At 46.2% G+C, this 25,939-nt stretch carries 14 protein-coding genes, 3 tRNA genes and 5 rRNA genes; 5 read left to right on the forward strand and 17 right to left on the reverse strand.

Annotation, left to right across the window (positions count from 1 at the left end; translation table 11 throughout):
• Positions 1-102: 102 nt before the first annotated feature.
• The 7 genes from OCU90_RS16850 to lptM form a co-directional block, all read right to left on the reverse strand.
• Positions 103-2,601 carry a bifunctional diguanylate cyclase/phosphodiesterase gene (locus OCU90_RS16850; RefSeq protein ID WP_061025681.1) on the reverse strand — a complete coding sequence of 833 codons (2,499 nt, stop codon included), beginning with the start codon at positions 2,599-2,601 and terminating at the stop codon, positions 103-105.
• Positions 2,602-2,771: 170 nt separating this feature from the next.
• Positions 2,772-3,488, reverse strand: a complete 717-nt coding sequence (gene yigB / locus OCU90_RS16855) for a 5-amino-6-(5-phospho-D-ribitylamino)uracil phosphatase YigB (RefSeq protein WP_017090345.1) — start codon at positions 3,486-3,488, stop codon at positions 2,772-2,774.
• A gap of 15 nt (positions 3,489-3,503) precedes the next feature.
• Positions 3,504-4,436 (reverse strand): tyrosine recombinase XerC, encoded by a 933-nt coding sequence (gene xerC, locus OCU90_RS16860; RefSeq protein ID WP_017079841.1) that lies wholly within the window; start codon positions 4,434-4,436, stop codon positions 3,504-3,506.
• The gene (locus OCU90_RS16865; RefSeq protein ID WP_061025682.1) at positions 4,405-5,103 is read right to left on the reverse strand and encodes a DUF484 family protein; all 699 of its coding nucleotides are present in this window, start codon (positions 5,101-5,103) and stop codon (positions 4,405-4,407) included. Before OCU90_RS16865 ends, xerC begins: the two co-directional genes overlap by 32 nt.
• 44 nt (positions 5,104-5,147) lie before the next feature.
• The gene (gene dapF, locus OCU90_RS16870) at positions 5,148-5,978 is read right to left on the reverse strand and encodes a diaminopimelate epimerase (RefSeq protein WP_004736615.1); all 831 of its coding nucleotides are present in this window, start codon (positions 5,976-5,978) and stop codon (positions 5,148-5,150) included.
• An 11-nt stretch (positions 5,979-5,989) separates the two neighbouring features.
• Positions 5,990-7,243, reverse strand: a complete 1,254-nt coding sequence (gene lysA / locus OCU90_RS16875; protein WP_004736616.1) for a diaminopimelate decarboxylase — start codon at positions 7,241-7,243, stop codon at positions 5,990-5,992.
• A 42-nt stretch (positions 7,244-7,285) separates the two neighbouring features.
• Complete coding sequence (gene lptM / locus OCU90_RS26205; RefSeq protein ID WP_407830041.1) at positions 7,286-7,402, reverse strand: LPS translocon maturation chaperone LptM; 117 nt, start codon at positions 7,400-7,402, stop codon at positions 7,286-7,288.
• Between the two features lie 75 nt (positions 7,403-7,477).
• Between lptM and cyaY the strand changes: the two genes are divergently transcribed.
• A complete protein-coding gene (gene cyaY / locus OCU90_RS16885; protein ID WP_004736618.1) occupies positions 7,478-7,792 on the forward strand; it encodes an iron donor protein CyaY in 315 nt (104 codons plus the stop codon).
• A gap of 69 nt (positions 7,793-7,861) precedes the next feature.
• On the opposite strand, the gene OCU90_RS16890 is transcribed toward cyaY, so the two are convergent.
• The gene (locus OCU90_RS16890) at positions 7,862-10,390 is read right to left on the reverse strand and encodes a class I adenylate cyclase (RefSeq protein ID WP_099426174.1); all 2,529 of its coding nucleotides are present in this window, start codon (positions 10,388-10,390) and stop codon (positions 7,862-7,864) included.
• Positions 10,391-10,734: 344 nt separating this feature from the next.
• On the opposite strand from OCU90_RS16890, the gene hemC reads away from it, so the two are divergent.
• The 4 genes from hemC to OCU90_RS16910 are packed head-to-tail and all read left to right on the forward strand — an operon-like array spanning position 10,735 to position 14,831.
• Entirely contained in the window at positions 10,735-11,673 is a 939-nt protein-coding gene (gene hemC / locus OCU90_RS16895) for a hydroxymethylbilane synthase (RefSeq protein ID WP_009848205.1), read from the forward strand.
• Positions 11,674-11,675: 2 nt separating this feature from the next.
• Positions 11,676-12,404: a uroporphyrinogen-III synthase gene (locus tag OCU90_RS16900; protein WP_061025684.1), complete on the forward strand. Its 729-nt coding sequence runs from the start codon at positions 11,676-11,678 to the stop codon at positions 12,402-12,404.
• Positions 12,405-12,423: 19 nt separating this feature from the next.
• On the forward strand, positions 12,424-13,650 hold the full coding sequence (locus tag OCU90_RS16905) for a uroporphyrinogen-III C-methyltransferase (protein WP_017091151.1): 1,227 nt from the start codon (positions 12,424-12,426) through the stop codon (positions 13,648-13,650).
• Entirely contained in the window at positions 13,650-14,831 is a 1,182-nt protein-coding gene (locus OCU90_RS16910) for a heme biosynthesis protein HemY (RefSeq protein ID WP_061025686.1), read from the forward strand. Before OCU90_RS16905 ends, OCU90_RS16910 begins: the two co-directional genes overlap by 1 nt.
• Before the next feature lie 593 nt (positions 14,832-15,424).
• On the opposite strand, the gene OCU90_RS16915 is transcribed toward OCU90_RS16910, so the two are convergent.
• The 9 genes from OCU90_RS16915 to OCU90_RS16955 all read right to left on the reverse strand — a co-directional run bounded on the left by OCU90_RS16915 (position 15,425) and on the right by OCU90_RS16955 (position 25,724).
• Positions 15,425-16,448 (reverse strand): IS630 family transposase gene (locus OCU90_RS16915; RefSeq protein ID WP_099426184.1). Its coding sequence is split into 2 segments (ribosomal slippage): positions 15,425-16,000 and positions 16,002-16,448, totalling 1,023 coding nucleotides; the frame shifts between segments, so codons are not numbered across the junction.
• Between the two features lie 341 nt (positions 16,449-16,789).
• Positions 16,790-16,866, reverse strand: a tRNA-Asp gene (locus OCU90_RS16920).
• A gap of 67 nt (positions 16,867-16,933) precedes the next feature.
• Positions 16,934-17,049 (reverse strand): 5S ribosomal RNA (gene rrf / locus OCU90_RS16925).
• A 101-nt stretch (positions 17,050-17,150) separates the two neighbouring features.
• Positions 17,151-20,044 (reverse strand): 23S ribosomal RNA (locus OCU90_RS16930).
• Positions 20,045-20,379: 335 nt separating this feature from the next.
• Positions 20,380-20,455, reverse strand: a tRNA-Ala gene (locus OCU90_RS16935).
• A 21-nt stretch (positions 20,456-20,476) separates the two neighbouring features.
• Positions 20,477-20,553: transfer RNA gene (locus OCU90_RS16940), tRNA-Ile, on the reverse strand.
• Positions 20,554-20,620: 67 nt separating this feature from the next.
• Positions 20,621-22,175 (reverse strand): 16S ribosomal RNA (locus tag OCU90_RS16945).
• A gap of 407 nt (positions 22,176-22,582) precedes the next feature.
• Positions 22,583-22,698, reverse strand: a 5S ribosomal RNA gene (gene rrf, locus OCU90_RS16950).
• Positions 22,699-22,830: 132 nt separating this feature from the next.
• Positions 22,831-25,724, reverse strand: a 23S ribosomal RNA gene (locus OCU90_RS16955).
• Together the 16S, 23S and 5S rRNA genes with 3 tRNA genes alongside form the textbook arrangement of a ribosomal RNA operon.
• Positions 25,725-25,939: the final 215 nt, after the last annotated feature.

A 25,939-nucleotide genomic window follows, 5' to 3' on the forward strand; every position in this document is an offset into this window, starting at 1 on the left:
GTGACGTTAGTTAGACATCATTGATTCCACCCAAAACAGTCACCAATAGCGGCGGAACACTTTTTAAAGCAAGTCACAATAGGATACGGAAAGCTTTAACAACTAAAACAGTCGCTTAGGTTCACCAAAGTAATAACCTTGCAGATAATCGACACCCATTTGCTCTGCTATCTCACAAACCTGTTGGTTATGGACAAATTCAGCGACGGTTTGCGCATTAAACACCTGACATAAGCGAACCAACTGAGAGGCGATATTTCTTTGCTTTTGGTCTTTGTCGATGTTGCGAATCAGACTACCGTCGAGTTTGATAATCTGCGGCTCAAGCTTAATGATCTCATCAATATTGGAATAGCCAGACCCAAAGTCATCAACAATGATTCTCGCCCCGAGAGCACGGAAGTGATCACACACCTCAATCATGCGACCGTAATCTTTAATCTGCTCAGACTCGAGAACCTCTAGGCCAAGTCGAGTGGGATCGTTCATAGCACTGATGGCGGTCTCGAGCACCTCAAGCGTCTTGTCGCTCAACAAATCTTGCGGGGATAGGTTGATAGAAAATGGGCTTTGCTTATCCGCCATATAACCTATGGTGTTCTTAATCATGTGTCGGCTGAGGCGAGTGTAAAGGTGCGTGTCGGCAATGATAGGTAAGAACTTACCTGGTGGCACAATGGTACCGTCTGACTCCATGATTCTGACCAAGCACTCTTGGCCAATCATTTCGTGAGTACCGGACGCCACAATTGGCTGGGAATAAGTGATGATGTTCTGATCTAAAATCGCACGACTTACACAGCTCAGCCAGCCTAGTTGCTCTTTACGATCTTCTTCACTCACCTGAATGTCTTTAGCATTGGTGATGTGAGTGTTATTCCTGACCCCATAACGTCGAGCTTCGATCGCTTTTAATAAGATCTCATCACCACTATCGGTTAGGAAATCGCAACGACTAGCGAAGCCGCCACACAGAGAAACTGACAGATAATCAATATCAGCCAAGCCATACGGCTCAAAATTGATGTGCTCAATATCATCAGCAAATTCAACGAAACGTTGCTCTATTTTATCGCAACCAACATTGGCGTTAAAAATGATCGCCCATTCGCCGACACCAATGCTGAACAGCTCTACTTTCACCTGAGCTTCCTTAGCCACACTAAGGTGTAATCGCTCGACAAAATGATTAGACAGATCAAGTAACAGCTGGTCACCCACTTGGTAACCATATTTCTCGTTAACTTGATGGAAATTAGTCAGCTTTAACGTCAGTAAGTGCTCACTGAAGAGAATCGTATTGAGGCGCTCTTTTAATACGATACGGTTGGGTAGCCCGGTGCGAGAATCAATGCGGTAACTTTCGGTTAAACGGCGCGCCTGTTGATGAAGTTTTTTCTCCATCTGCGTGTTCATACTGTCGAGATCAGCCACCGCATTTCTGACGAGATTAAGCAGTGGCGATACCGTTGAGTCACGCTGGAAATCTTCACAACGAAACTCATTAATCTCGTCCGACTCTCTCATCGCAATATAGGTGAGGCTGTGATGCAGTATCTCTTGGCGATCGTCGTTGCGGTATAGCTCGCCCATGCAGTATGCGCCGCACGCGTTTACTATCCCCTCAAATGGCTTGAGCTCAAGTTTACTGTCGATGAATTCAAGTCGAGAGACGCAGTTATAGATGATCACCGATTCCGGCTGATGCATGGCAAGCATCTCAGCGCCGTGACGCACTTTTTCTGCGGTCAAAGAAGGATGGTTATAACAAAACTGTGCCTCTTCGCCGACATGCCAAGGACTATCAAACTCGATACTGCCATCATCATTAATACGCAGCGGTGTCGATATGCCTTTCTTTCTGCCAAGCTCTCGATAAAGCGGAAAGCTCATCAACTGACTGAAAGGGAGATCTTTACCATCAGCAAGGTAATGTTTGAATACGTCGATAGCCGGCTTGTCGTTCAACGCGTATAAGCGATTTCCGACTGCATGTGTGACTCGTAGCTTCATCCCAATCGGGTTCCACTCAGAGTACGCGTCCGACCAAACCTTCAATCTGGGGTTAGTCAGAGCCACCGCCACGCAAGCGTGTTGGTAGGTCTGTTCGTTATGCATAACCCAACGCCCGTATTCATTCTCATGACACAAGCCACCAGCAACAGGCAATGTGTAGGGTAGGTTTTCAAAGGCGCTATAGATAGGGTAGTCACGACCTTCAACCTGATCGCATAGGCTGATGACCGTTTTAGCATCTTTCGAGAGATCTAGTTGAGAAGCGAGCTCTTGGCTGTCTTGGTTTGGGTTGCCAGTAAAAGGCTGAACCGCTGAGGTTAAACGGGTTTCATTAAACTCACTGATAATGATTAAGGTACAACTACTCTCAAGACAATTGTCACAGATAACATGACGAGCACTCTGGCCAATTAAGGTGGCATTGCTTAGGCAATTGAGAGCAACACTCGCGATTCGACGAGCCACATCAGAAGATTGGGCAGAGAAAAGTTGAATAAGATATTGTTTGCTGTCACACCACTCTCGCTGATCAAATTGAGATTTAAATAGCTCCTCAGTATTTGCGAGAAATGTAAATGTTTGCATGCCAACCCTTGATCGAAATAGAGTGAAGTGAAGAACCCGCAACCACTGCTATGACTGAAATGAATCGATAAAAAGTAGTCGCCAATTATCCTAGCCTAAACAGGCATTTAATTGCGACTAATGTAACAATTCAATATCATAAATGCGACACAATAAGCTTACAGAAGTCTTTAAATTAGTCGCATAAGATCGCTAAGTTGCTCTATTTCAACATCAGGCAGCACACTCGCCTTCGAAGAGAGGTATAAATTGGAACCAATGTCATTAAACCAGCATGCTTGGAAGCCATTTTGCTTAGCTCCGTAAACATCCGTTCTAAGATGATCGCCGACATGAAGAATGTTGATGGCATCAACATCTAAGTATTGCTGCGCTTTATCAAACATATCTGGGTAGGGTTTTGCTCTACCGTTTGGGCCAGCTTTAAGAATTCGTTGAAAATACTGCCCTAAACCAATTTTATGTGGATCGACATTGCCATTGGTAATCGCAACCAAAGGAATGCGTTGGCTAAGTTCTGCCATCACTCGATGCGTTTCTTGAGGAACATCGACTTGATTGCGCAACCACAAAGCATGTTCTATCCCCTCACGAGCCGCCTGTTCAGCTTGCTGCTGAGAATAGCCCAACTGCAGTAAGCCACTCTTAATCTGTGTTTCACGCCAAACGGTAACATCATGCTTTAAAGCTGGGTTTTCAGAGGCGACTTGCTGCTTAATGCCCTGCCACTCTTCAAGCGATAAAGAAGCCGACACTGGGTGCTTTTGGTAAAGCCATTGCGCCATCTCTTTTTCTACCTTCATGATTACAGGCCAGTTGTCATACAGGGTGTCATCCAAGTCAAAGGTCATGGCTTTGATGGGCTTCAACCCTCGATAAATTCGCATAGTAAAACCTTTAATCTAATCTTTATTCTTCTTACGTGCTCGAGGGTGAGCCTCATCGTACGCTTGAGCTAAGTGTTGGAAGTCCAAGTGAGTATAAATTTGGGTTGTCGAGATGTTTTCATGGCCCAACAACTCTTGGACAGCGCGAAGATTCTGGCTCGATTCAAGCACGTGAGTTGCAAAGGAGTGACGCAGTTTATGCGGGCTAATATGACTCGCGACGGATTGCTTCTTACCCCACTCTTCCATGCGCTTTTGCACACTGCGATGAGAGATCCGGGTCCCTAACTTGGACACAAACAGAGCCTTTTCTCCCGGAGAAGCGAGATCACCGCGCACTTTGAGCCATTTATCGACCCACTCTTTAGCCAGTCCTGAAAACGGCGCTTTGCGTTCTTTGTCGCCCTTACCAATCACTCGGATTTCGCCTTGCCGGCCCAACACATCTTTAAGATTGATGCCAACCAGTTCAGCGAGACGTAAACCTGCACCATACATCACCTCCATCATCGCTCGATCACGAATCGATAATGGGTCGTCTTCATTCACGTCAAGCAACTGTCCGACTTCATCGACATCGAGATTTTTAGGTAAAGGACGCTGTTTGCGAGGTGCAGAAACCCCTTTGGCTGGGTTTGCAGTCATTTCGCCACGTAACACAAGGAAATCAAAGAAGCTGCGTAATGAAGATAAGCGCGTCGCAATACTGCTCGCTTTCATTCCTTCACGCATGCCTTTACTGGCAAGTTGTCTTACCCACGCCGCGTCTACTTGGCCCCAATCTTTCAGTCCAAGTGTGACCAAATGAGCGGCCATAGTTTCAAGTTGTTGTTTGTAATTACGTTGGGTGTGTAGGCTGAGTCCCTTCTCGCTTCTGAGATATTCATAGAAGCGAGAAAGTGGCTTTTGAAGGCTGTTAGGAAGAGGTACTTTGGGCTCTAGGCTCATTATTTATCTGCCAAGGTAAGGTGTCCGCCAAATGAGACACAACAAGTGCTAAATGGCGTAAAAATAGCGTATCCATATGAGGTTGGAAATGTCCGCCATCTTCACTAGAAAAGGCAAGCAAACCCAATGGAGACTGCTTAGCAAGTGGTAGTACTACATAAGAGCCTAGCTCTGGAACGTGGAAATCACCAAACAAATCGTGTCTGTCGGCTTTTCTCAAGCGCCCTAGATAAGCATCTTTACCATTGAAATGGTTGAGCGAAAACTTCGAATAGCGCTCTTCACTCAGCTTATAAAAGCCAGGTTGCGAGAGAATTCGTACATGGGCCTTCAACCCTAAATCTAACGCTTTTTGTTCAACAGCCTTGATAACCTGCATAAAGTCACTGCATTTCAGCACGTGAGCTTGCAGATCCATAAATTCATAGAAGGTTTTATCGTTATTCGCTGCCAACGACATCAAGCCAGTGATTTCTTCCTCTAGCTCTTCGATTCGATGGCGTTGGCGTTTAAGCTGAACTTCCACCAGAGATACAGCGCCCTGCTCAACATTATTGATAGCAAGGCGATCAACCAAACCTTTCCTGTCTTGGAAAAAATCTGGGGTATCACGTAAATATTCCGCGACCACTTCTGCGGTGAGTGCGTCGGCTTCAACGTAAGACAAAACCTATCCTTTATTTTTATGAATCTATTGGTTATGAATGTTTATTAGCAAGAAAGTTGACCATCAAACACATGGGTTGCCGGGCCAGTCATAAACAGAGGTTTACCCGGACCTTGCCAACTAATCTGCAAATCACCACCAGGTAGACGAACTTTCACGTTCTCAGCCAGCAAACCTTGATTGATACCAACCGCAACCGCGCCACATGCACCGCTGCCACACGCCTGAGTTTCACCCGCACCGCGTTCATAAACACGCAAGCGAACCTCTTCACGGTTAATCACTTGCATAAAGCCAGCATTAACTCGCTCAGGGAAGCGTTCATGTGATTCAAGAAGCGGACCTAAGGTCTCCACATCTGCAGTATCGACGTCATCAACAACAGTAACCACATGCGGGTTACCCATGCTTACGGCACCGCAGAACAAGGTGTGTACATCCGTTCTCAGGATATACGTCTTCTCTGGCTGCTTTGCCTTGAATGGAATCTTACCTGGTTCGAACTCAGGAATGCCCATGTTGACAGTGATCTGGTCATTGTCTTCAATCTTGAGAACCATTTTTCCTTTCTTGGTGCTCACGTTGATGCTGTACTTATTCGTTAAGCCTTTCATGCGAACGAATCGAGCAAAACAACGCGCACCATTACCACACTGCTCCACTTCACTGCCATCCGCATTGAATATGCGGTAATGGAAGTCAGTTTCTGGATCATAGGGAGCCTCAACCACAAGTAGCTGATCAAAACCCACACCAGTGTGACGATCCGCCAAACGACGGATCAAATCTGGAGAAAAGAAAATATTTTGAGTAATGCAGTCCACGACCATGAAATCATTGCCCAAACCATGCATTTTAGAAAAGTGGAAGTGCATAACGCTTAAAATTACTCCGGAAGAATGTTTTCAAGTTCCCACAGACTCGTAAGCTCTTCACGCTGACGAACCAAGTGAGTTTTATCGCCATCAACCATCACTTCAGCCGCACGCGAACGAGTGTTGTAGTTAGATGACATAGCGAAGCCATAAGCACCAGCAGAACGAACGGCCAGTAGATCGCCTTCTTCAAGAACAAGGTCACGATCCTTACCTAGGAAGTCACCCGTCTCACAAATTGGGCCAACTAAATCGTAAGTCACCGCTTCACCCTGACGAGGGCTCACAGGAACAATATCCTGCCAAGCTTGGTAAAGTGCTGGGCGCATTAGATCGTTCATTGCCGCATCGATGATGGCAAAGTTCTTGTGCTCTGTTGGCTTCAGGAACTCGACTTTCGTTAATAATACACCAGCGTTCGCAGCAATCGCTCTTCCAGGCTCGAAAATCAACTCTAGATCAGAATGATTGTCTAAACGAGCCAACAAAGCCTTCGCGTAATCTGAAGGTTGTGGTGGTAATTCATCTCGGTAAACCACGCCCAAACCGCCACCAACATCAAGGTGCTTGATGTTGATATCATTGGCACGTAGTTGGTCGATCAGTGCAAGCAGACGATCAGTGGCATCGATAAAAGGTTCGATATCCGTTAATTGGGAACCGATGTGGCAATCAATACCGTGGATAGACAAGTTATCGAGTGTTTTTGCAAACGCATAAACTGCAGGAGCACGGTCGAAGGCAATGCCGAACTTGTTATCACGCAGACCCGTAGAAATGTAAGGGTGAGTGTTCGCATCAACATCTGGGTTGATACGCAGTGAAATCGGCGCTTTAACACCAAGCTCACCAGCCACTTTATTCAGTCGCTCCAGTTCTGGCTCAGACTCTACGTTGAAACATTTTATGTTCAACTCAAGCGCACGCTTCATTTCAGCGGCTGTTTTGCCGACACCAGAAAACACAACTTTAGCCGGATCGCCACCTGCAGCAACCACACGCTCTAGCTCACCACCAGAAACGATGTCGAAACCTGAGCCCATGCGAGCCAAAGTATTCAACACGCCAAGGTTCGAGTTAGCTTTAACGGCATAACACACCAAGTGTGGATGCTCACCAACCGATGAATCAAACGCATTCCAGTGGCGTTCTAATGTTGCACGAGAATATACGTACAACGGAGTACCATATTGCTCTGCTAGTTGTGAAAGTGCGACGTCCTCAGCCCAAAGCTGGCCATCTTCCTGATAGTTGAAGTAATCCAAAGTTCTTATCCCTTATAAATAACGATTTCTGCGTGTTTTCACTTATTCTGATTGTTCAGTTTGCTGTACTGCATCAGGATCGTACAACGGACCTGTTTGACCACAACCAGAAAGTCCAATAACGGACACTATAAACAGAGCGGTAATTAATTTTTTCATTTTGCATATCGTGATTATTGACTCAATGCCCCCTATAATCGCACCACACTCAAGAAAAGCAATAGGATAGAAAGGATGAACGATACGGAATTTCATCAACTGGTCGATATACAGATGCAAAACATCGAAGAAGCTATCGATGAATCAGAGGCAGATGTTGATTACGAAGTGACTGGTAACGTGATGACGCTGGAGTTTGAAAACCGCAGCCAAATTATCATCAACCGCCAAGAACCAATGCGTGAGATCTGGTTAGCATCTAAATCTGGTGGCTTTCACTTCAAGCTAGTTGATGACAAATGGACATGCTCAAAGACGGGTATGGAATTGTTTGAGATGGTCAAAGAAGAATGCGAAAAACACGCAGATGAAGAGATCAATTGGGTCTAATTATTGGTAAAAAAACAAAAAGGAGTGAATCAATCACTCCTTTTTTAATATCAATCAGTCTCAATAAGCCTAGATATTGACTATCTTTGAACTCCGAGAAGACAAGGTAGCATCGTTACGGTAAGGCACAACATAAGAGTTGCCCTCTTCTGGATGAACAATTTGGTAGTACTGAGGCAGATTAAAGTTAATCAACTTAGACGACACCTTCGACTCATCTTTTACTGAAGTGTAGAAAGAATTCACGCTCGCGATCATCTCATCTTTTTCACCGCTGTATTGGTGATACACCTCAACTTGATTCGACTCGTCCAATACATAAATATTGAAACCTTTGTCGGTATCCTCAAAGAAAAACTGAATTAAACCTTCACTCGCAAAACCATCAACCACTTCTGGTAACTGATACTCTTGCTCTTTATCGAGCATCAGTAAAGGTGAGCCCTTCAGCTTATTCGTCGAGATACTACGATAGAAATCGACCGAGTTTTCCAGCATCTGCACCGAAACGCCACGACGCTCAAAGAACAGGCCAAACATCTTGTTTGCCAGACGAATAGCCTTGAAGCGGCGGCGCTTCTCCGGCTCAATCGGTTTCAATCGTAAGTCGATACACTCAGCAAGCAGTTGATACACCATATTACGCATCACACCACGCAGGTTTTTGCTGTAACAGAACACATCGACCGATTCTGGCGGTAAAGCATCTTGGTGCATTTTACCAAGTACCGTCTTCAACGCGTCGAGCATTGCAGTATCACCTTGGAAATGAAGCGTACGTACTTCATGCCAAGAGTTACGATAAACCAGATCAACACTGCCGACTAAACTCTTACCCTCTTCACCAAAACTAAAGATATCGGCGTTCTTAAGATCAACCTTCAACGCACGACCACTTAATTCAGAAGTTGGGTCACTTTCAAAGTTGATGAACATCGCCAGTTGGCTTATTTCACACGGGCTCGCCAGAGCTTGCATACTCGGGCGGCGCTTACGTAAAGAGAAGGTATTACGCAGGTCGCTCACCATTTGGTAGAACTTATCGATATCAATCTGAGCATCACGCACCACAGAGTGCAAACGCGTCGACTCGGTAATCAAACCATTAAAGAATGACCAAGCAACCAACTTACTCAAGTACTCATGGTGTTCCAGAGAAGGCTGACCAAGAATACGATGCGCTACCAGTGGCTGCTTATACAAATACCAACCGGCTTTATTCGACTGACCCTGACGAACTTCGATGAAGCTCAAGTCTGGTTCATGCAGATCAGGAGAGATTTGGGGGTTCAGTAGTGTCACTTTACCCGGCAACACCTCAAACGCAGCGTAAAGCTTACGAGCCAAGATACTGATATCTTGTGGGCTGATTGCCGATGTGATGTCGTTACGACGCGCAAATTGAATCAGATTGCGGTAGCTCAGCATCAAGGCATCAAGCAGTGCATGGTGTACCACTTTAACTTGCTCTACCTTCCAGTTACGGCGGTTATCGAGCTCAGCAATGGTTTCATGTCCCCAATTCCAAGACTTAGTCATCTCAGTTAAGGCTTCACGACGCCACGCAACAGAACCAATGCCCGCATCTCGTGACAACTTCTCGTGGGTCTTAAGGTAGAAACAGCGTCTCACCAAGTCCAATCGAGTGTGGTCGTTAATGCGTTCTAGATAGCGCGTTACCTTCTCGAGCATCAGATAGTAGCTATCCATGCCATACAGATCCGGTTCATCCGCGAAGAAGCGACGCTTGGTATCAATACTCAGCAGTTGGGTGTTTGGGTATTCCCATGAATAAGCTTCTAACAGGATCGCCTTCAAAACCGATTTATACGGTGAGTCGATACTCTTATAGAGCTGCCATAGGTTTGAACCAAAGTACTCTTCAGCAGGGATGCGGTTCAGCTTGCCGAAATCGATCCACTGCGAGCAATCAAGATAACCATCCTGACACAGGCCTTGGACATACTCGTCGTAACACTCTTCCATTTCTGGCGGAATTATTTGCCACAACAAACGCTGGCCAGCCAAACGAACGGCAGAGCGATAGAACTCATCAAGCAGTAATAAGTGCTGTGAAGAACCACAGTTATCACCGGTCATCTCTTCAGAATGGTTTGAGCGGAAACGCTGTTCATCCATCAAGAAGAAGTTAGCTTCAACCCCTAAGGTTTCAGCCCAGTCGGTAATCAACAAACATTTGTTGGTCAGGCTGTCGCGAGATGCGCCATCCATATCCGGAGAAACACACACCCAGATATCGAGATCACTTGAAGTGCTTTGGCCAATAGAAGAAGTACTGCCCATGGTGTACAAGCCCAGGATTGCCGGTTCAGCAGCCTCGGTGAGTTTTCCACCCAGCGTTAATTCGGTATCAGAGACAAATTGCTTTTGGAATTCATTAGGCGTGAAGCTACGAATTCCAAAAGGAACTTGTTGGTCATAATAACCAGGCATCATGGGATGATTGAAGTGAAGTAGTGCAGGAATAAGGTTGAAAACTCGCTGGCCTTGGACATTCATCAACGCCAACGCACGATCAATGCGCTGCTGATTAAGATTGTCTAATCGTTGAATCAAAGTCTGAGTGTAAGCCTGCAAGGTAAGTCCTTGGTTTGAGATTAAATGCACTTCTGTTTAGTTACTGAACGAAAGGAGCAACAAAACGTGATCAATTTAACACTTTTACCCTTAATGGTAAAGCAAAGGAACCTGTCATACTGGCCAATGCCTTGATGACAAAAAGTTAAACTCACGGCGCCGTAGTGTCCTCTTTATTACCTATTTCTAATAATAGCCCATGTTTCAAATGAGATACCAATCACACTATTTTGGTGAACTCATGAAAATCCCTCAGCTATCAAAGCATGGAATGATCAAACAGTAAGAATTTTCGCCTCACAATGGTAGGATTAGCCTATTACAGAACCTATATCGGAAACACCATGACAAATTCAGCACCAATCCGTATCGCGACCAGAAAAAGCCCTCTTGCCCTTTGGCAGGCATACTTTGTAAGGGATGCGCTGCAAGCTGCTCACCCTGGTTTAGAGGTTGAGTTGGTAACTATGGTGACCAAAGGTGACATCATCCTAGATACCCCGCTGGCTAAAGTGGGTGGTAAAGGGTTGTTCGTTAAAGAACTCGAAGTAGCCATGCTAGAAGGTCGTGCTGACCTAGCCGTTCACTCAATGAAAGATGTACCGGTCGACTTCCCTGAAGGTCTAGGTCTAGTAACTATCTGTGAACGTGAAGACCCTCGTGATGCTTTCGTTTCAAACACTTACAACAACATCGACGAGCTACCACAAGGTGCTGTCGTGGGTACATGTAGCCTGCGTCGTCAATGTCAGTTGCTAGAATACCGCCCAGATCTCATCATCAAAGAACTGCGCGGCAATGTTGGTACTCGTCTAGGTAAACTCGATGATGGTCAATACGATGCGATCGTACTGGCTGCTGCAGGTCTTAAACGTCTAGAGCTAGAAGAGCGTATTCGTAGCTTCATCGAACCAGAGCAATCTCTCCCTGCTGTTGGCCAAGGCGCTGTTGGTATTGAGTGTCGCCTTGATGACGAGCGTCTGATTAAACTCCTTGAACCACTGAATCATAAAGACACGGCTGATCGTGTACTGTGCGAACGTGCAATGAACCTTACCCTAGAAGGTGGTTGTCAGGTTCCTATCGGCAGCTATTCATTATTAGATGGCGATAATATCTGGCTACGTGCATTAGTAGGCGAACCGGATGGTTCTAAAATGGTTCGTGGTGAGATCTCTGGCCTTCGCAAAGATGCAGAAGCGCTTGGCGTTACTCTGGCAAATCAATTGCTGGATGATGGCGCGAGAGAAATCTTAACCAAGCTCTACGCTGACCAAGAATAATCATGACAGTGTTGGTGACACGTCCCGGCTCAGAGGGACAATCGCTTTGCCAACAACTAGCGGATGAAGGGATTCAAGCAATCCATCATCCGCTTATTCGTATCGTTGATAATCCACACTCATCGAATTTAAGCACCCAGCTTAATAACAGCGATATCATTATTGCAGTCAGTCACCACGCTGTGACCGCTGCCCAAAACATCCTTTCGAAAACTTCATCTATTTGGCCAACTTCGCCGCTTTATCTTGGCGTTGGTCAAAAAACTGCGCACGTTTTAAGCAAAGTTAGTAAACAAAAAGTAAACTATCCCCAAGTGAGTGATAGTGAACATCTTCTCAAACTTACTGAACTTAATGGCGTAGATAATAAATCCATTTTGATACTGCGTGGAAATGGTGGGCGTGAGCTCATTCGAGATTCTTTACTCAATCGAGGTGCACAAGTCTCTTATTGTGAGACCTACCGTAGAGAATATATTCCCATTAACGATCACAATATCTATCAAACATGGATAAACAAAAAAACGTCCAAAGTTGTCATCACTAGTCAGGAACAATTGGAGTATCTCTGCTCAATTACCCCTGATGAGTATTTGGCTTGGCTTTCAACGAGACAACTATTTGTCCCAAGCCAGCGCATAGTAGAACGAGCACAACAACTCGGTTTCTCGAACGTGACCAATACTCATAGTGCTACGAACCAAATATTACTGGCTGCTCTCCGGCCCTAGCTAGAAACAGGAAATAAGCATGACAAGCAAAAAAAATAATGAGCATATTGAACCTGAAAAGAAACAAGACACTCAGCCAGTAGTTGTTGAAAACGAAAAAGCTGAATCTACAGAGACAAAACAGCCTGAAAAAAAACTTGATGCCTCTGCGTCAAATACGGTTCAAAGTGAACAGCCTCAAGCTGAGCATAAAGAGCAAATCGAGAAAGCAGAAAAACAAGGTAAGCGCGGTGTCAAACTAGGCGCTATTGCGATCGCTATTTCTATTATTTTCAGTGGCGGCATCGCATTTCAAATGCAGCAAAAGAGCGCTGAGTACTCAACTCAAATCGCTGCTCTTCAAACACAACTGCAAAATACCCAATCTGCAGTAAATAAAGACCTGCAAACCATCAAGCAAGAGACTATCCAAGAAGCTTCTCACGCAGTGGAGAAAACTCAGGTCGTACAATCCCAGCAACAAAAGAGTATTCAAAGCCTGCAGTTAGCAGTAGCTGACGTTAAAGGCCGTCGACCAAATGACTGGTTGCTTGCTGAAGCCGATTACCTAGTAAAACTAGCAGGTCGTAAATTGTTCCTTGAGCATGATGCCGTTAGCGCAACCAAACTAATGGAAAGCGCCGATCAACGTATCGCCGCACTAAATGACCCAAGCTTAGTATCACTGCGCCAATCAATGACCAATGACATTACTAAGCTTCGCACTATCCCTCTTATCGACCGCGATGGCTTAGTTTTACGCATCACAAGCCTACAACAGCAAGTCGATACGCTACCGCTTGCCAATGCAATTCTTCCAGAAGCTGCAGTTGTTGAGAAAAAAGCGGTATCAAAAGATATTAATGATTGGCAGAACAACCTGATGACGTCGATGAAAGACTTCTCAGAAAACTTCATCACCTTCCGTAGTCGTGATGGTGAAGTCATCCCTCTACTCTCTCCTGAGCAACACTTCTACCTACGTGAGAATATCAAGGGTAAATTAGAGACCGCAATTCGTGCTGTCTACAAAGAGCAAGGTGATGTCTACAGTGCAGCACTTAATACCGCTAGCGAGTGGTCGAAAGCGTACCTAAACCAAGATAACAACTCAGTGATTGAATTTGAAAAGGCGATTAAACAGTTAAGTGAGCAGAATATCTCTGTGAAATACCCTGTAAAACTTGAGTCTCAAAATGAGTTGTCAGATGTTATACGTGAGCGCCTACGTCGTGAAGTGACCGTTATGACCACGGAGGAGAAATAATGATTCGCTGGATTTTTCTTTTTCTCGTTCTAGGTGCCGGATTAGTTGTCGGTACCCAGTTCTCAGGTCAGCAAGGTTATGTCCTGATCTCGATAGCAAATAAGACCATTGAGATGAGCGTGACAACACTGGTTATTTTTGTCATTGCTCTTCTCGCTGCTCTATTCGGCTTGGAGTACCTATTCAAAAAGCTTATGTACGCAAGCTCAACGACTTGGAACTGGTTCAGTGTTCGTAAACTAAAACGTTCTCGTCGTTATACCAATGAAGGCATCATCAAACTTCTTGAAGGTGATTGGAAAGGCGCAGAGAGGAAAGTAACTCGTTGGGCTAATCATCACGACATGCCTCTGCTTTGTTATTTAGTCGCTTCTCAAGCTGCCCATGAACAAGGTAATACGAGTGAGCGTGATAAATACATCGAACTTGCTAGCCAGCAAGAGGACTCTCTACTAGCCGTTGAGCTAACTAAAGCAAAACAACAGATCAGTGAATCGAACTACGAAGCCGCATTCGATACACTTTCGACCTTAAAAGGTACGTACCCTAATAACACCGCTGTACTTGGCCTATTAAAAGCCACCTACATGCAGCTTAAACTCTGGCAACCATTACTAGAGTTAACGCCTAAGCTAGCTAAAAACAAGCTTCTTACGGCTGATGAGCAAGTTGAGTTAGAACAAAAAGCACAATGCGGCTTGCTTCACGATGTGGCACAGCAGCAAGGTAGCGAAGGTTTAATCAGCCATTGGAACAAGCTTTCAAGAAAGCAGAAACAAAGCTCTCACCTTGTTTCCTGCTTTGTGAAGCAACTGATCGCTCGTAAAGCTGACTCAGAAGCCTTCACTGTGATCAAAGAGAACATTGCGAAGAGTGGTTCAAATGAGCTCTACATGTTACTTCCAGAGCTTAACCTTGCCGATCACCACCCAGTCGTTGTAATGCTAGAGCGCGCCATCAGTAAAGATGGTGGCAATGCCGAAGCACACAGTGCATTGGCTCAGTTCTACCTAAGAGAACAGAAGTGGGCAGAAGCGCAAAGTCACTTTGAAAAAGCACTAGCACTTCGCTCTAATGTTTCAGATTACGGATACCTATCTGATGCACTAGAGAAGCAGAACCTAACGAAAGCAGCCCATGAAGTTTCTCGTAAGGCACTCGCTCTCGTTCAGCCAGCGTAATTCAAAACGACTCAAACTAAGCCGATGTCTAGCATCGGCTTTTTTGTATCTGTTATTTGCCTCTACAACACATCTCATCGAACCCTACGCGTCCAACGCCACGCCACCAAACTAACTATTAAATTACGCAATGAAGCCTCTCAAACACACGGAGAACTACTTTAATTGTGTCTGTATGTAGTTTGCGATTTTTATAAACAAGCCCTAAGAAGAGGCTCGAGAGGAATCATAAAGAAAAGTGACGCCTCTAAGCTGAAGAGTAAAAGGAGCTCACTTTGAGAGAAGACATTTAAAGATATTCACCAACAGACCAAAAGCCACGTTAAATCACGCTGAATTAGCAATTAAATGGCCATCAATATTACAACTATAAAACGCTAAAGCCGGGGCTTCACGTAACTGCTTAATAGGTTCATCTATTAAGCAGTAGAGATATAGCAAGAGTTGCCGAACCAGCAAAACCTTGTGACTAAAGACGAGACATCTTTATCAACCAGTTCAAATTAGTAAGAAGTAAACCTCACTAAGACATTCTCTAAAGGTTAACCATTGAATCGATAGCCACAAATATCAACTAATACCAATTCCATTAATTAACTTACCAATCGAGTCCAATCTCTAAAGCAGAGGGATTGGACTCTGCGTTTATCTTCACAAAAACTGTTCCAAGCATTGCATACTGAGTTCACTATATCGTTATAGTTTTCAAAACACCTATTCGCTAACTTGTATTGTCGAAGCCATTGCCAAACTTGTTCTATCGGGTTTAATTCTGGTGAATATGGCGGGATATGGATTATCGTGATGTTCTTAAAATGATTGGCTAAATGTGTTTGATGCCAGCTCGCTTGATCCATAATAACCACGGAATGTTTACCTCTAGGGGTCGCCGTTGAGATTAATTCAAGATGCTTCGTCATTGCTTCCATGTTGCTTAACGGTGAAACAATAGCTTCAGCTTCGCCTGTATTGATACAAACGGCTCCAAACAAATAAGCGTACTCAAATTGTTGCTGTTGAACGGCTCTAGGTCGAGTTCCTTTTTCTGCCCAAATCTTGGTTGTGGTATTGCGTTGACCAAATCTAGCTTCATCTTGAAACCAAACAAGCACTTCTTTTAAGTGGATATGCCCAGGGATCTTAAGGATCGTTTCTATTGGGAATTTTTTTAAAAGATTCTTGAGCTTCTTCTGATTGTTTTGGGTGCTTTGAACGTGTCGTTATCCAACTCAAATTAAGTTCATGCAGTAAGCGGTATACACCGGATGGTTGGTAAGATATATCAAATTCATCAAGGATGAATTGTGTGATGTCACTCCCTTGTAAGCGCCCACCCTCAGGTTTTATTGCATTTGAAGTGACGTATTCTTTAAGATGTTTTTTTTGCTCAATAGTGAGTCTGGAAGGTCTTCCTGTATGAGGTTTTTCTACTAACCCTTCAACACCAAAATCAAGATAGGCCTTGATCCATTTATTCACACTGAGACGACTGACTTTAAGAAATGACGCGATTTCAGTTCGATTTTTACCATCGATAAAGTGAGAGACCGCGAGTAATCTTAGCCTCAACCTCGCGTTGGAGGTTGCGCCGATAAGCTTTGATAAATCTGAGTTCATATAGGCTCCTTTCAGAGTCTATATTAGATCATGAATTTAATGGAATTGGTATAACGTAATCAAGCGCTTCTAGAAAGAGCAGGACTTTTATAATAAGTGTTGGAATATCAGAGCTCGAGATCAACGGACAACGCTTCTACAAAACTCGAAGTTGAATAATAAGATTCATATGCTGGAAACAACGAAAGCCTAGTCGTCAGACTAGGCTTTCTAATATGTGCCGATATAGCGTGAAGTGCAGGGGCGAGATAGCTTTACAGCACTCATACAACCTAACAGCAAAACATTTTTCTCCAAATGTAAAAAAGCCCTGCTATTTCTAGCAGGGCTTCTCTAATAAGTGGCGGAGTGGACGGGACTCGAACCCGCGACCCCCGGCGTGACAGGCCGGTATTCTAACCAACTGAACTACCACTCCGCAGTGGTCAACTCACTAAGTGAGCGTCCATATCTCCAGGTCGGTCAACCTAAAGATTTAATTTAAAGCCTGGCGATGTCCTACTCTCACATGGGGAAACCCCACACTACCATCGGCGCTATTGTGTTTCACTTCTGAGTTCGGCATGGAATCAGGTGGGTCCACAATGCTATGGTCGCCAAGCAAATTTTAAAATTCGGAAAGCTTATCTAAAAGTATTTCTCTTCAAACTCATTCAAGCGTTTGGTATTTCTATTGAGTCCACAAAACCCCTTGGGTGTTGTATGGTTAAGCCTCACGGGCAATTAGTACAGGTTAGCTCAATGCCTCGCAGCACTTACACACCCTGCCTATCAACGTCGTAGTCTACGACAACCCTTTAGGACACTTATAGTGCCAGGGAAAACTCATCTCAAGGCTCGCTTCCCGCTTAGATGCTTTCAGCGGTTATCGATTCCGAACTTAGCTACCGGGCAATGCCATTGGCATGACAACCCGAACACCAGAGGTTCGTCCACTCCGGTCCTCTCGTACTAGGAGCAGCCCCTTTCAATTTTCCAACGCCCACGGCAGATAGGGACCGAACTGTCTCACGACGTTCTAAACCCAGCTCGCGTACCACTTTAAATGGCGAACAGCCATACCCTTGGGACCGACTTCAGCCCCAGGATGTGATGAGCCGACATCGAGGTGCCAAACACCGCCGTCGATATGAACTCTTGGGCGGTATCAGCCTGTTATCCCCGGAGTACCTTTTATCCGTTGAGCGATGGCCCTTCCATTCAGAACCACCGGATCACTATGACCTGCTTTCGCACCTGCTCGAATTGTCATTCTCGCAGTCAAGCGGGCTTATGCCATTGCACTAACCACACGATGTCCAACCGTGTTTAGCCCACCTTCGTGCTCCTCCGTTACTCTTTGGGAGGAGACCGCCCCAGTCAAACTACCCACCAGGCACTGTCCGTAATCCCGATTCAGGGACCAACGTTAGAACATCAAAACTACAAGGGTGGTATTTCAAGGACGACTCCATCACATCTAGCGACGCAATTTCATAGTCTCCCACCTATCCTACACATGTAGGTTCAATGTTCAGTGCCAAGCTGTAGTAAAGGTTCACGGGGTCTTTCCGTCTAGCCGCGGGTACACTGCATCTTCACAGCGATTTCAATTTCACTGAGTCTCGGGTGGAGACAGCGTGGCCATCATTACGCCATTCGTGCAGGTCGGAACTTACCCGACAAGGAATTTCGCTACCTTAGGACCGTTATAGTTACGGCCGCCGTTTACCGGGGCTTCGATCAAGAGCTTCGACCGAAGTCTAACCCCATCAATTAACCTTCCGGCACCGGGCAGGCGTCACACCGTATACGTCATCTTACGATTTTGCACAGTGCTGTGTTTTTAATAAACAGTTGCAGCCACCTGGTATCTGCGACTCTCGTCTGCTCCATCCGCAAGGGACTTCACTGATAAGAGCGTACCTTCTCCCGAAGTTACGGTACCATTTTGCCTAGTTCCTTCACCCGAGTTCTCTCAAGCGCCTTGGTATTCTCTACCCGACCACCTGTGTCGGTTTGGGGTACGATTCCTTACAATCTGAAGCTTAGAGGCTTTTCCTGGAAGCATGGCATCAATGACTTCACTACCGTAGTAGCTCGACATCGTATCTCAGCGTTAATGAAAGTCCGGATTTACCTAAACTTTCCGCCTACATACTTGAACCTGGACAACCGTCGCCAGGCCCACCTAGCCTTCTCCGTCCCCCCATCGCAATTGTAAGAAGTACGGGAATATTAACCCGTTTCCCATCGACTACGCCTTTCGGCCTCGCCTTAGGAGTCGACTTACCCTGCCCCGATTAACGTTGGACAGGAACCCTTGGTCTTCCGGCGAGGGAGTTTTTCACTCCCTTTATCGTTACTCATGTCAGCATTCGCACTTCTGATACCTCCAGCAGCCCTTACAGACCACCTTCAACGGCTTACAGAACGCTCCCCTACCCCACATACCCTAAGGTACGTAGCCGCAGCTTCGGTGTATAGCTTAGCCCCGTTACATCTTCCGCGCAGGCCGACTCGACCAGTGAGCTATTACGCTTTCTTTAAATGATGGCTGCTTCTAAGCCAACATCCTGGCTGTCTGAGCCTTCCCACATCGTTTCCCACTTAGCTATACTTTGGGACCTTAGCTGGCGGTCTGGGTTGTTTCCCTCTCCACGACGGACGTTAGCACCCGCCGTGTGTCTCCCGGATAGTACTTACTGGTATTCGGAGTTTGCAAAGGGTTGGTAAGTCGGGATGACCCCCTAGCCTTAACAGTGCTCTACCCCCAGTAGTATTCGTCCGAGGCGCTACCTAAATAGCTTTCGGGGAGAACCAGCTATCTCCAGGTTTGATTGGCCTTTCACCCCTAGCCACAAGTCATCCGCTAATTTTTCAACATTAGTCGGTTCGGTCCTCCAGTTGATGTTACTCAACCTTCAACCTGCCCATGGCTAGATCACCTGGTTTCGGGTCTAATCCTAGCAACTGTACGCCCAGTTAAGACTCGGTTTCCCTACGGCTCCCCTAAACGGTTAACCTTGCTACTAAAATTAAGTCGCTGACCCATTATACAAAAGGTACGCAGTCACACCACGAAGGTGCTCCTACTGCTTGTACGTACACGGTTTCAGGTTCTATTTCACTCCCCTCACAGGGGTTCTTTTCGCCTTTCCCTCACGGTACTGGTTCACTATCGGTCAGTCAGTAGTATTTAGCCTTGGAGGATGGTCCCCCCATATTCAGACAGGATATCACGTGTCCCGCCCTACTCGTTTTCACTGATTATGATGTGTCGGTTACGGGGCTATCACCCTTTATTGCGAGACTTTCCAGACTCTTCACCTGCATCATTAAAAGCTTAAGGGCTAATCCAATTTCGCTCGCCGCTACTTTCGGAATCTCGGTTGATTTCTCTTCCTCGGGGTACTTAGATGTTTCAGTTCCCCCGGTTTGCCTCCTGTTGCTATGTATTCACAACAGGATACTTGCTTATGCAAGTGGGTTTCCCCATTCAGGAATCCCAGACTCAAAAGGTTATTACTACCTAATCTGGGCTTATCGCAAGTTATTACGCCTTTCATCGCCTCTGACTGCCAAGGCATCCACCGTGTACGCTTAGTCACTTAACCATACAACCCGAAAGGGTCTCTATTTGCTTTCACTTTAAAAAGTGAAGACAAATAAGCGTATGGCAACTAACCAAGGTTTTTGGTTGTCATCAAGAAGGGTTAATTCCTGATAACTGTTTGCCGGACTCAATTGTGAATCAAACTAAAGTTTGATTCGAATACAAGACACTTGAATGTGTTTGTTGTGTTTATCTAATGAAAGATAAACATTGAGAACTTTTAAATTTGATTGAATTACTCGTAAGTAAATCAATCAGTCAGCTTTCCAAATTGTTAAAGAGCTAGATTTCTTTCGAAACCATTTTTAAATATTTTCAGATAAAAACACTTAAAGATGGTGGAGCTATGCGGGATCGAACCGCAGACCTCCTGCGTGCAAGGCAGGCGCTCTCCCAGCTGAGCTATAGCCCCATCTTTGTATCCAGTCGATATTGGTGGGTCTGAGTGGACTCGAACCACCGACCTCCCGCTTATCAGGCGAGCGCTCTAACCAGCTGAGCTACAGACCCAATATCGTCTCTTTTACTTTCTAAACCTAATCAATCTGTGTGGACACTCATCGTAAGTATCTTCGTATAAGGAGGTGATCCAGCCCCAGGTTCCCCTAGGGCTACCTTGTTACGACTTCACCCCAGTCATGAACCACAAAGTGGTGAGCGTCCTCCCCGAAAGGTTAAACTACCCACTTCTTTTGCAGCCCACTCCCATGGTGTGACGGGCGGTGTGTACAAGGCCCGGGAACGTATTCACCGTGACATTCTGATTCACGATTACTAGCGATTCCGACTTCATGGAGTCGAGTTGCAGACTCCAATCCGGACTACGACGCACTTTTTGGGATTCGCTCACTATCGCTAGCTTGCTGCCCTCTGTATGCGCCATTGTAGCACGTGTGTAGCCCTACTCGTAAGGGCCATGATGACTTGACGTCGTCCCCACCTTCCTCCGGTTTATCACCGGCAGTCTCCCTGGAGTTCCCGACATTACTCGCTGGCAAACAAGGATAAGGGTTGCGCTCGTTGCGGGACTTAACCCAACATTTCACAACACGAGCTGACGACAGCCATGCAGCACCTGTCTCAGAGTTCCCGAAGGCACACCTGCGTCTCCGCTGGCTTCTCTGGATGTCAAGAGTAGGTAAGGTTCTTCGCGTTGCATCGAATTAAACCACATGCTCCACCGCTTGTGCGGGCCCCCGTCAATTCATTTGAGTTTTAATCTTGCGACCGTACTCCCCAGGCGGTCTACTTAACGCGTTAGCTCCGAAAGCCACGGCTCAAGGCCACAACCTCCAAGTAGACATCGTTTACGGCGTGGACTACCAGGGTATCTAATCCTGTTTGCTCCCCACGCTTTCGCATCTGAGTGTCAGTGTCTGTCCAGGGGGCCGCCTTCGCCACTGGTATTCCTTCAGATCTCTACGCATTTCACCGCTACACCTGAAATTCTACCCCCCTCTACAGCACTCTAGTTCACCAGTTTCAAATGCAGTTCCGAGGTTGAGCCCCGGGCTTTCACATCTGACTTAATGAACCACCTGCATGCGCTTTACGCCCAGTAATTCCGATTAACGCTCGCACCCTCCGTATTACCGCGGCTGCTGGCACGGAGTTAGCCGGTGCTTCTTCTGTTGCTAACGTCAAGAGATAACGCTATTAACGTTACCCCCTTCCTCACAACTGAAAGTACTTTACAACCCGAAGGCCTTCTTCATACACGCGGCATGGCTGCATCAGGCTTTCGCCCATTGTGCAATATTCCCCACTGCTGCCTCCCGTAGGAGTCTGGACCGTGTCTCAGTTCCAGTGTGGCTGATCATCCTCTCAGACCAGCTAGGGATCGTCGCCTTGGTGAGCCATTACCTCACCAACTAGCTAATCCCACCTAGGCATATCTTGACGCGAGAGGCCCGAAGGTCCCCCTCTTTGGCCCGTAGGCATTATGCGGTATTAGCCATCGTTTCCAATGGTTATCCCCCACATCAAGGCAATTTCCTAGGCATTACTCACCCGTCCGCCGCTCGACGCCCATTAACGCACCCGAAGGATTGTTAGTGTCGTTTCCGCTCGACTTGCATGTGTTAGGCCTGCCGCCAGCGTTCAATCTGAGCCATGATCAAACTCTTCAATTTAAGATTTTGTGACTCAACGAATACTGACTTCAAAACTAATATTTACCGCTCTTTCGAAAAAGAACAGAAACATGTAATTCTAAAGCTATTACCATTCCAACAGAATGGTAATGAATTGACTGTGCCAAAATTAAGTAAACTTAATTTTGTATTGGTCACTCAGTTCATTGAAATCAAGTTTGTTACCGAAGTAACTGCCATTCCTAAGAATGACGTTTTGATATTCATCAACGAGTGCCCACACAGATTGATAGGTTTAAATTGTTAAAGAGCTTTGCTTTCAGTGCTTTAGCACGTAAGCAGGACGCGTATAATACGCTTTCCACTTTGAAAGTCAACATAAAACTCTAAGAAAACTTAGAACTCTATGGTGACTTGTCTATTAAATAGACAAAGTCGAAATTAAAGCCTGGCGATGTCCTACTCTCACATGGGGAAGCCCCACACTACCATCGGCGCTATTGTGTTTCACTTCTGAGTTCGGCATGGAATCAGGTGGGTCCACAATGCTATGGTCGCCAAGCAAATTTTGCTTTTACTTTCAGTTTTTTAAAAACTGAAGGCAAAATAATCTGGAAAACTGATTTAAAAGTATCTCTTCAAACTCATTCAAGCGTTTGGTATATCTGAGTCCACAAAACCCCTTGGGTGTTGTATGGTTAAGCCTCACGGGCAATTAGTACAGGTTAGCTCAATGCCTCGCAGCACTTACACATCCTGCCTATCAACGTCGTAGTCTACGACAACCCTTTAGGACACTTATAGTGCCAGGGAAAACTCATCTCAAGGCTCGCTTCCCGCTTAGATGCTTTCAGCGGTTATCGATTCCGAACTTAGCTACCGGGCAATGCCATTGGCATGACAACCCGAACACCAGAGGTTCGTCCACTCCGGTCCTCTCGTACTAGGAGCAGCCCCTTTCAATTTTCCAACGCCCACGGCAGATAGGGACCGAACTGTCTCACGACGTTCTAAACCCAGCTCGCGTACCACTTTAAATGGCGAACAGCCATACCCTTGGGACCGACTTCAGCCCCAGGATGTGATGAGCCGACATCGAGGTGCCAAACACCGCCGTCGATATGAACTCTTGGGCGGTATCAGCCTGTTATCCCCGGAGTACCTTTTATCCGTTGAGCGATGGCCCTTCCATTCAGAACCACCGGATCACTATGACCTGCTTTCGCACCTGCTCGAATTGTCATTCTCGCAGTCAAGCGGGCTTATGCCATTGCACTAACCACACGATGTCCAACCGTGTTTAGCCCACCTTCGTGCTCCTCCGTTACTCTTTGGGAGGAGACCGCCCCAGTCAAACTACCCACCAGGCACTGTCCGTAATCCCGATTCAGGGACCAACGTTAGAACATCAAAACTACAAGGGTGGTATTTCAAGGACGACTCCATCACATCTAGCGACGCAATTTCATAGTCTCCCACCTATCCTACACATGTAGGTTCAATGTTCAGTGCCAAGCTGTAGTAAAGGTTCACGGGGTCTTTCCGTCTAGCCGCGGGTACACTGCATCTTCACAGCGATTTCAATTTCACTGAGTCTCGGGTGGAGACAGCGTGGCCATCATTACGCCATTCGTGCAGGTCGGAACTTACCCGACAAGGAATTTCGCTACCTTAGGACCGTTATAGTTACGGCCGCCGTTTACCGGGGCTTCGATCAAGAGCTTCGACCGAAGTCTAACCCCATCAATTAACCTTCCGGCACCGGGCAGGCGTCACACCGTATACGTCATCTTACGATTTTGCACAGTGCTGTGTTTTTAATAAACAGTTGCAGCCACCTGGTATCTGCGACTCTCGTCTGCTCCATCCGCAAGGGACTTCACTGATAAGAGCGTACCTTCTCCCGAAGTTACGGTACCATTTTGCCTAGTTCCTTCACCCGAGTTCTCTCAAGCGCCTTGGTATTCTCTACCCGACCACCTGTGTCGGTTTGGGGTACGATTCCTTACAATCTGAAGCTTAGAGGCTTTTCCTGGAAGCATGGCATCAATGACTTCACTACCGTAGTAGCTCGACATCGTATCTCAGCGTTAATGAAAGTCCGGATTTACCTAAACTTTCCGCCTACATACTTGAACCTGGACAACCGTCGCCAGGCCCACCTAGCCTTCTCCGTCCCCCCATCGCAATTGTAAGAAGTACGGGAATATTAACCCGTTTCCCATCGACTACGCCTTTCGGCCTCGCCTTAGGAGTCGACTTACCCTGCCCCGATTAACGTTGGACAGGAACCCTTGGTCTTCCGGCGAGGGAGTTTTTCACTCCCTTTATCGTTACTCATGTCAGCATTCGCACTTCTGATACCTCCAGCAGCCCTTACAGACCACCTTCAACGGCTTACAGAACGCTCCCCTACCCCACATACCCTAAGGTACGTAGCCGCAGCTTCGGTGTATAGCTTAGCCCCGTTACATCTTCCGCGCAGGCCGACTCGACCAGTGAGCTATTACGCTTTCTTTAAATGATGGCTGCTTCTAAGCCAACATCCTGGCTGTCTGAGCCTTCCCACATCGTTTCCCACTTAGCTATACTTTGGGACCTTAGCTGGCGGTCTGGGTTGTTTCCCTCTCCACGACGGACGTTAGCACCCGCCGTGTGTCTCCCGGATAGTACTTACTGGTATTCGGAGTTTGCAAAGGGTTGGTAAGTCGGGATGACCCCCTAGCCTTAACAGTGCTCTACCCCCAGTAGTATTCGTCCGAGGCGCTACCTAAATAGCTTTCGGGGAGAACCAGCTATCTCCAGGTTTGATTGGCCTTTCACCCCTAGCCACAAGTCATCCGCTAATTTTTCAACATTAGTCGGTTCGGTCCTCCAGTTGATGTTACTCAACCTTCAACCTGCCCATGGCTAGATCACCTGGTTTCGGGTCTAATCCTAGCAACTGTACGCCCAGTTAAGACTCGGTTTCCCTACGGCTCCCCTAAACGGTTAACCTTGCTACTAAAATTAAGTCGCTGACCCATTATACAAAAGGTACGCAGTCACACCACGAAGGTGCTCCTACTGCTTGTACGTACACGGTTTCAGGTTCTATTTCACTCCCCTCACAGGGGTTCTTTTCGCCTTTCCCTCACGGTACTGGTTCACTATCGGTCAGTCAGTAGTATTTAGCCTTGGAGGATGGTCCCCCCATATTCAGACAGGATATCACGTGTCCCGCCCTACTCGTTTTCACTGATTATGATGTGTCGATTACGGGGCTATCACCCTTTATTGCGAGACTTTCCAGACTCTTCACCTGCATCATTAAAAGCTTAAGGGCTAATCCAATTTCGCTCGCCGCTACTTTCGGAATCTCGGTTGATTTCTCTTCCTCGGGGTACTTAGATGTTTCAGTTCCCCCGGTTTGCCTCCTGTTGCTATGTATTCACAACAGGATACTTGCTTATGCAAGTGGGTTTCCCCATTCAGGAATCCCAGACTCAAAAGGTTATTACTACCTAATCTGGGCTTATCGCAAGTTATTACGCCTTTCATCGCCTCTGACTGCCAAGGCATCCACCGTGTACGCTTAGTCACTTAACCATACAACCCGAAAGGGTCTCTGTTTTACTTTCACTTTTGAAAAGTGAAAACAAACTAGTATGGCAACTAACCAAGGTTTTTGGTTGTCATCAAGAAGGGTTAATTCCTGATAACTGTTTGCCGGACTCAATTGTGAATCAATGTAAACATTGATTCGAATACAAGACACTTGAATGTGTTTGTTGTGTTTATCTAATGAAAGATAAACATTGAGA

It is taken from the genome of Vibrio splendidus (assembly GCF_024347615.1).
GTDB lineage: Bacteria > Pseudomonadota > Gammaproteobacteria > Enterobacterales > Vibrionaceae > Vibrio > Vibrio splendidus.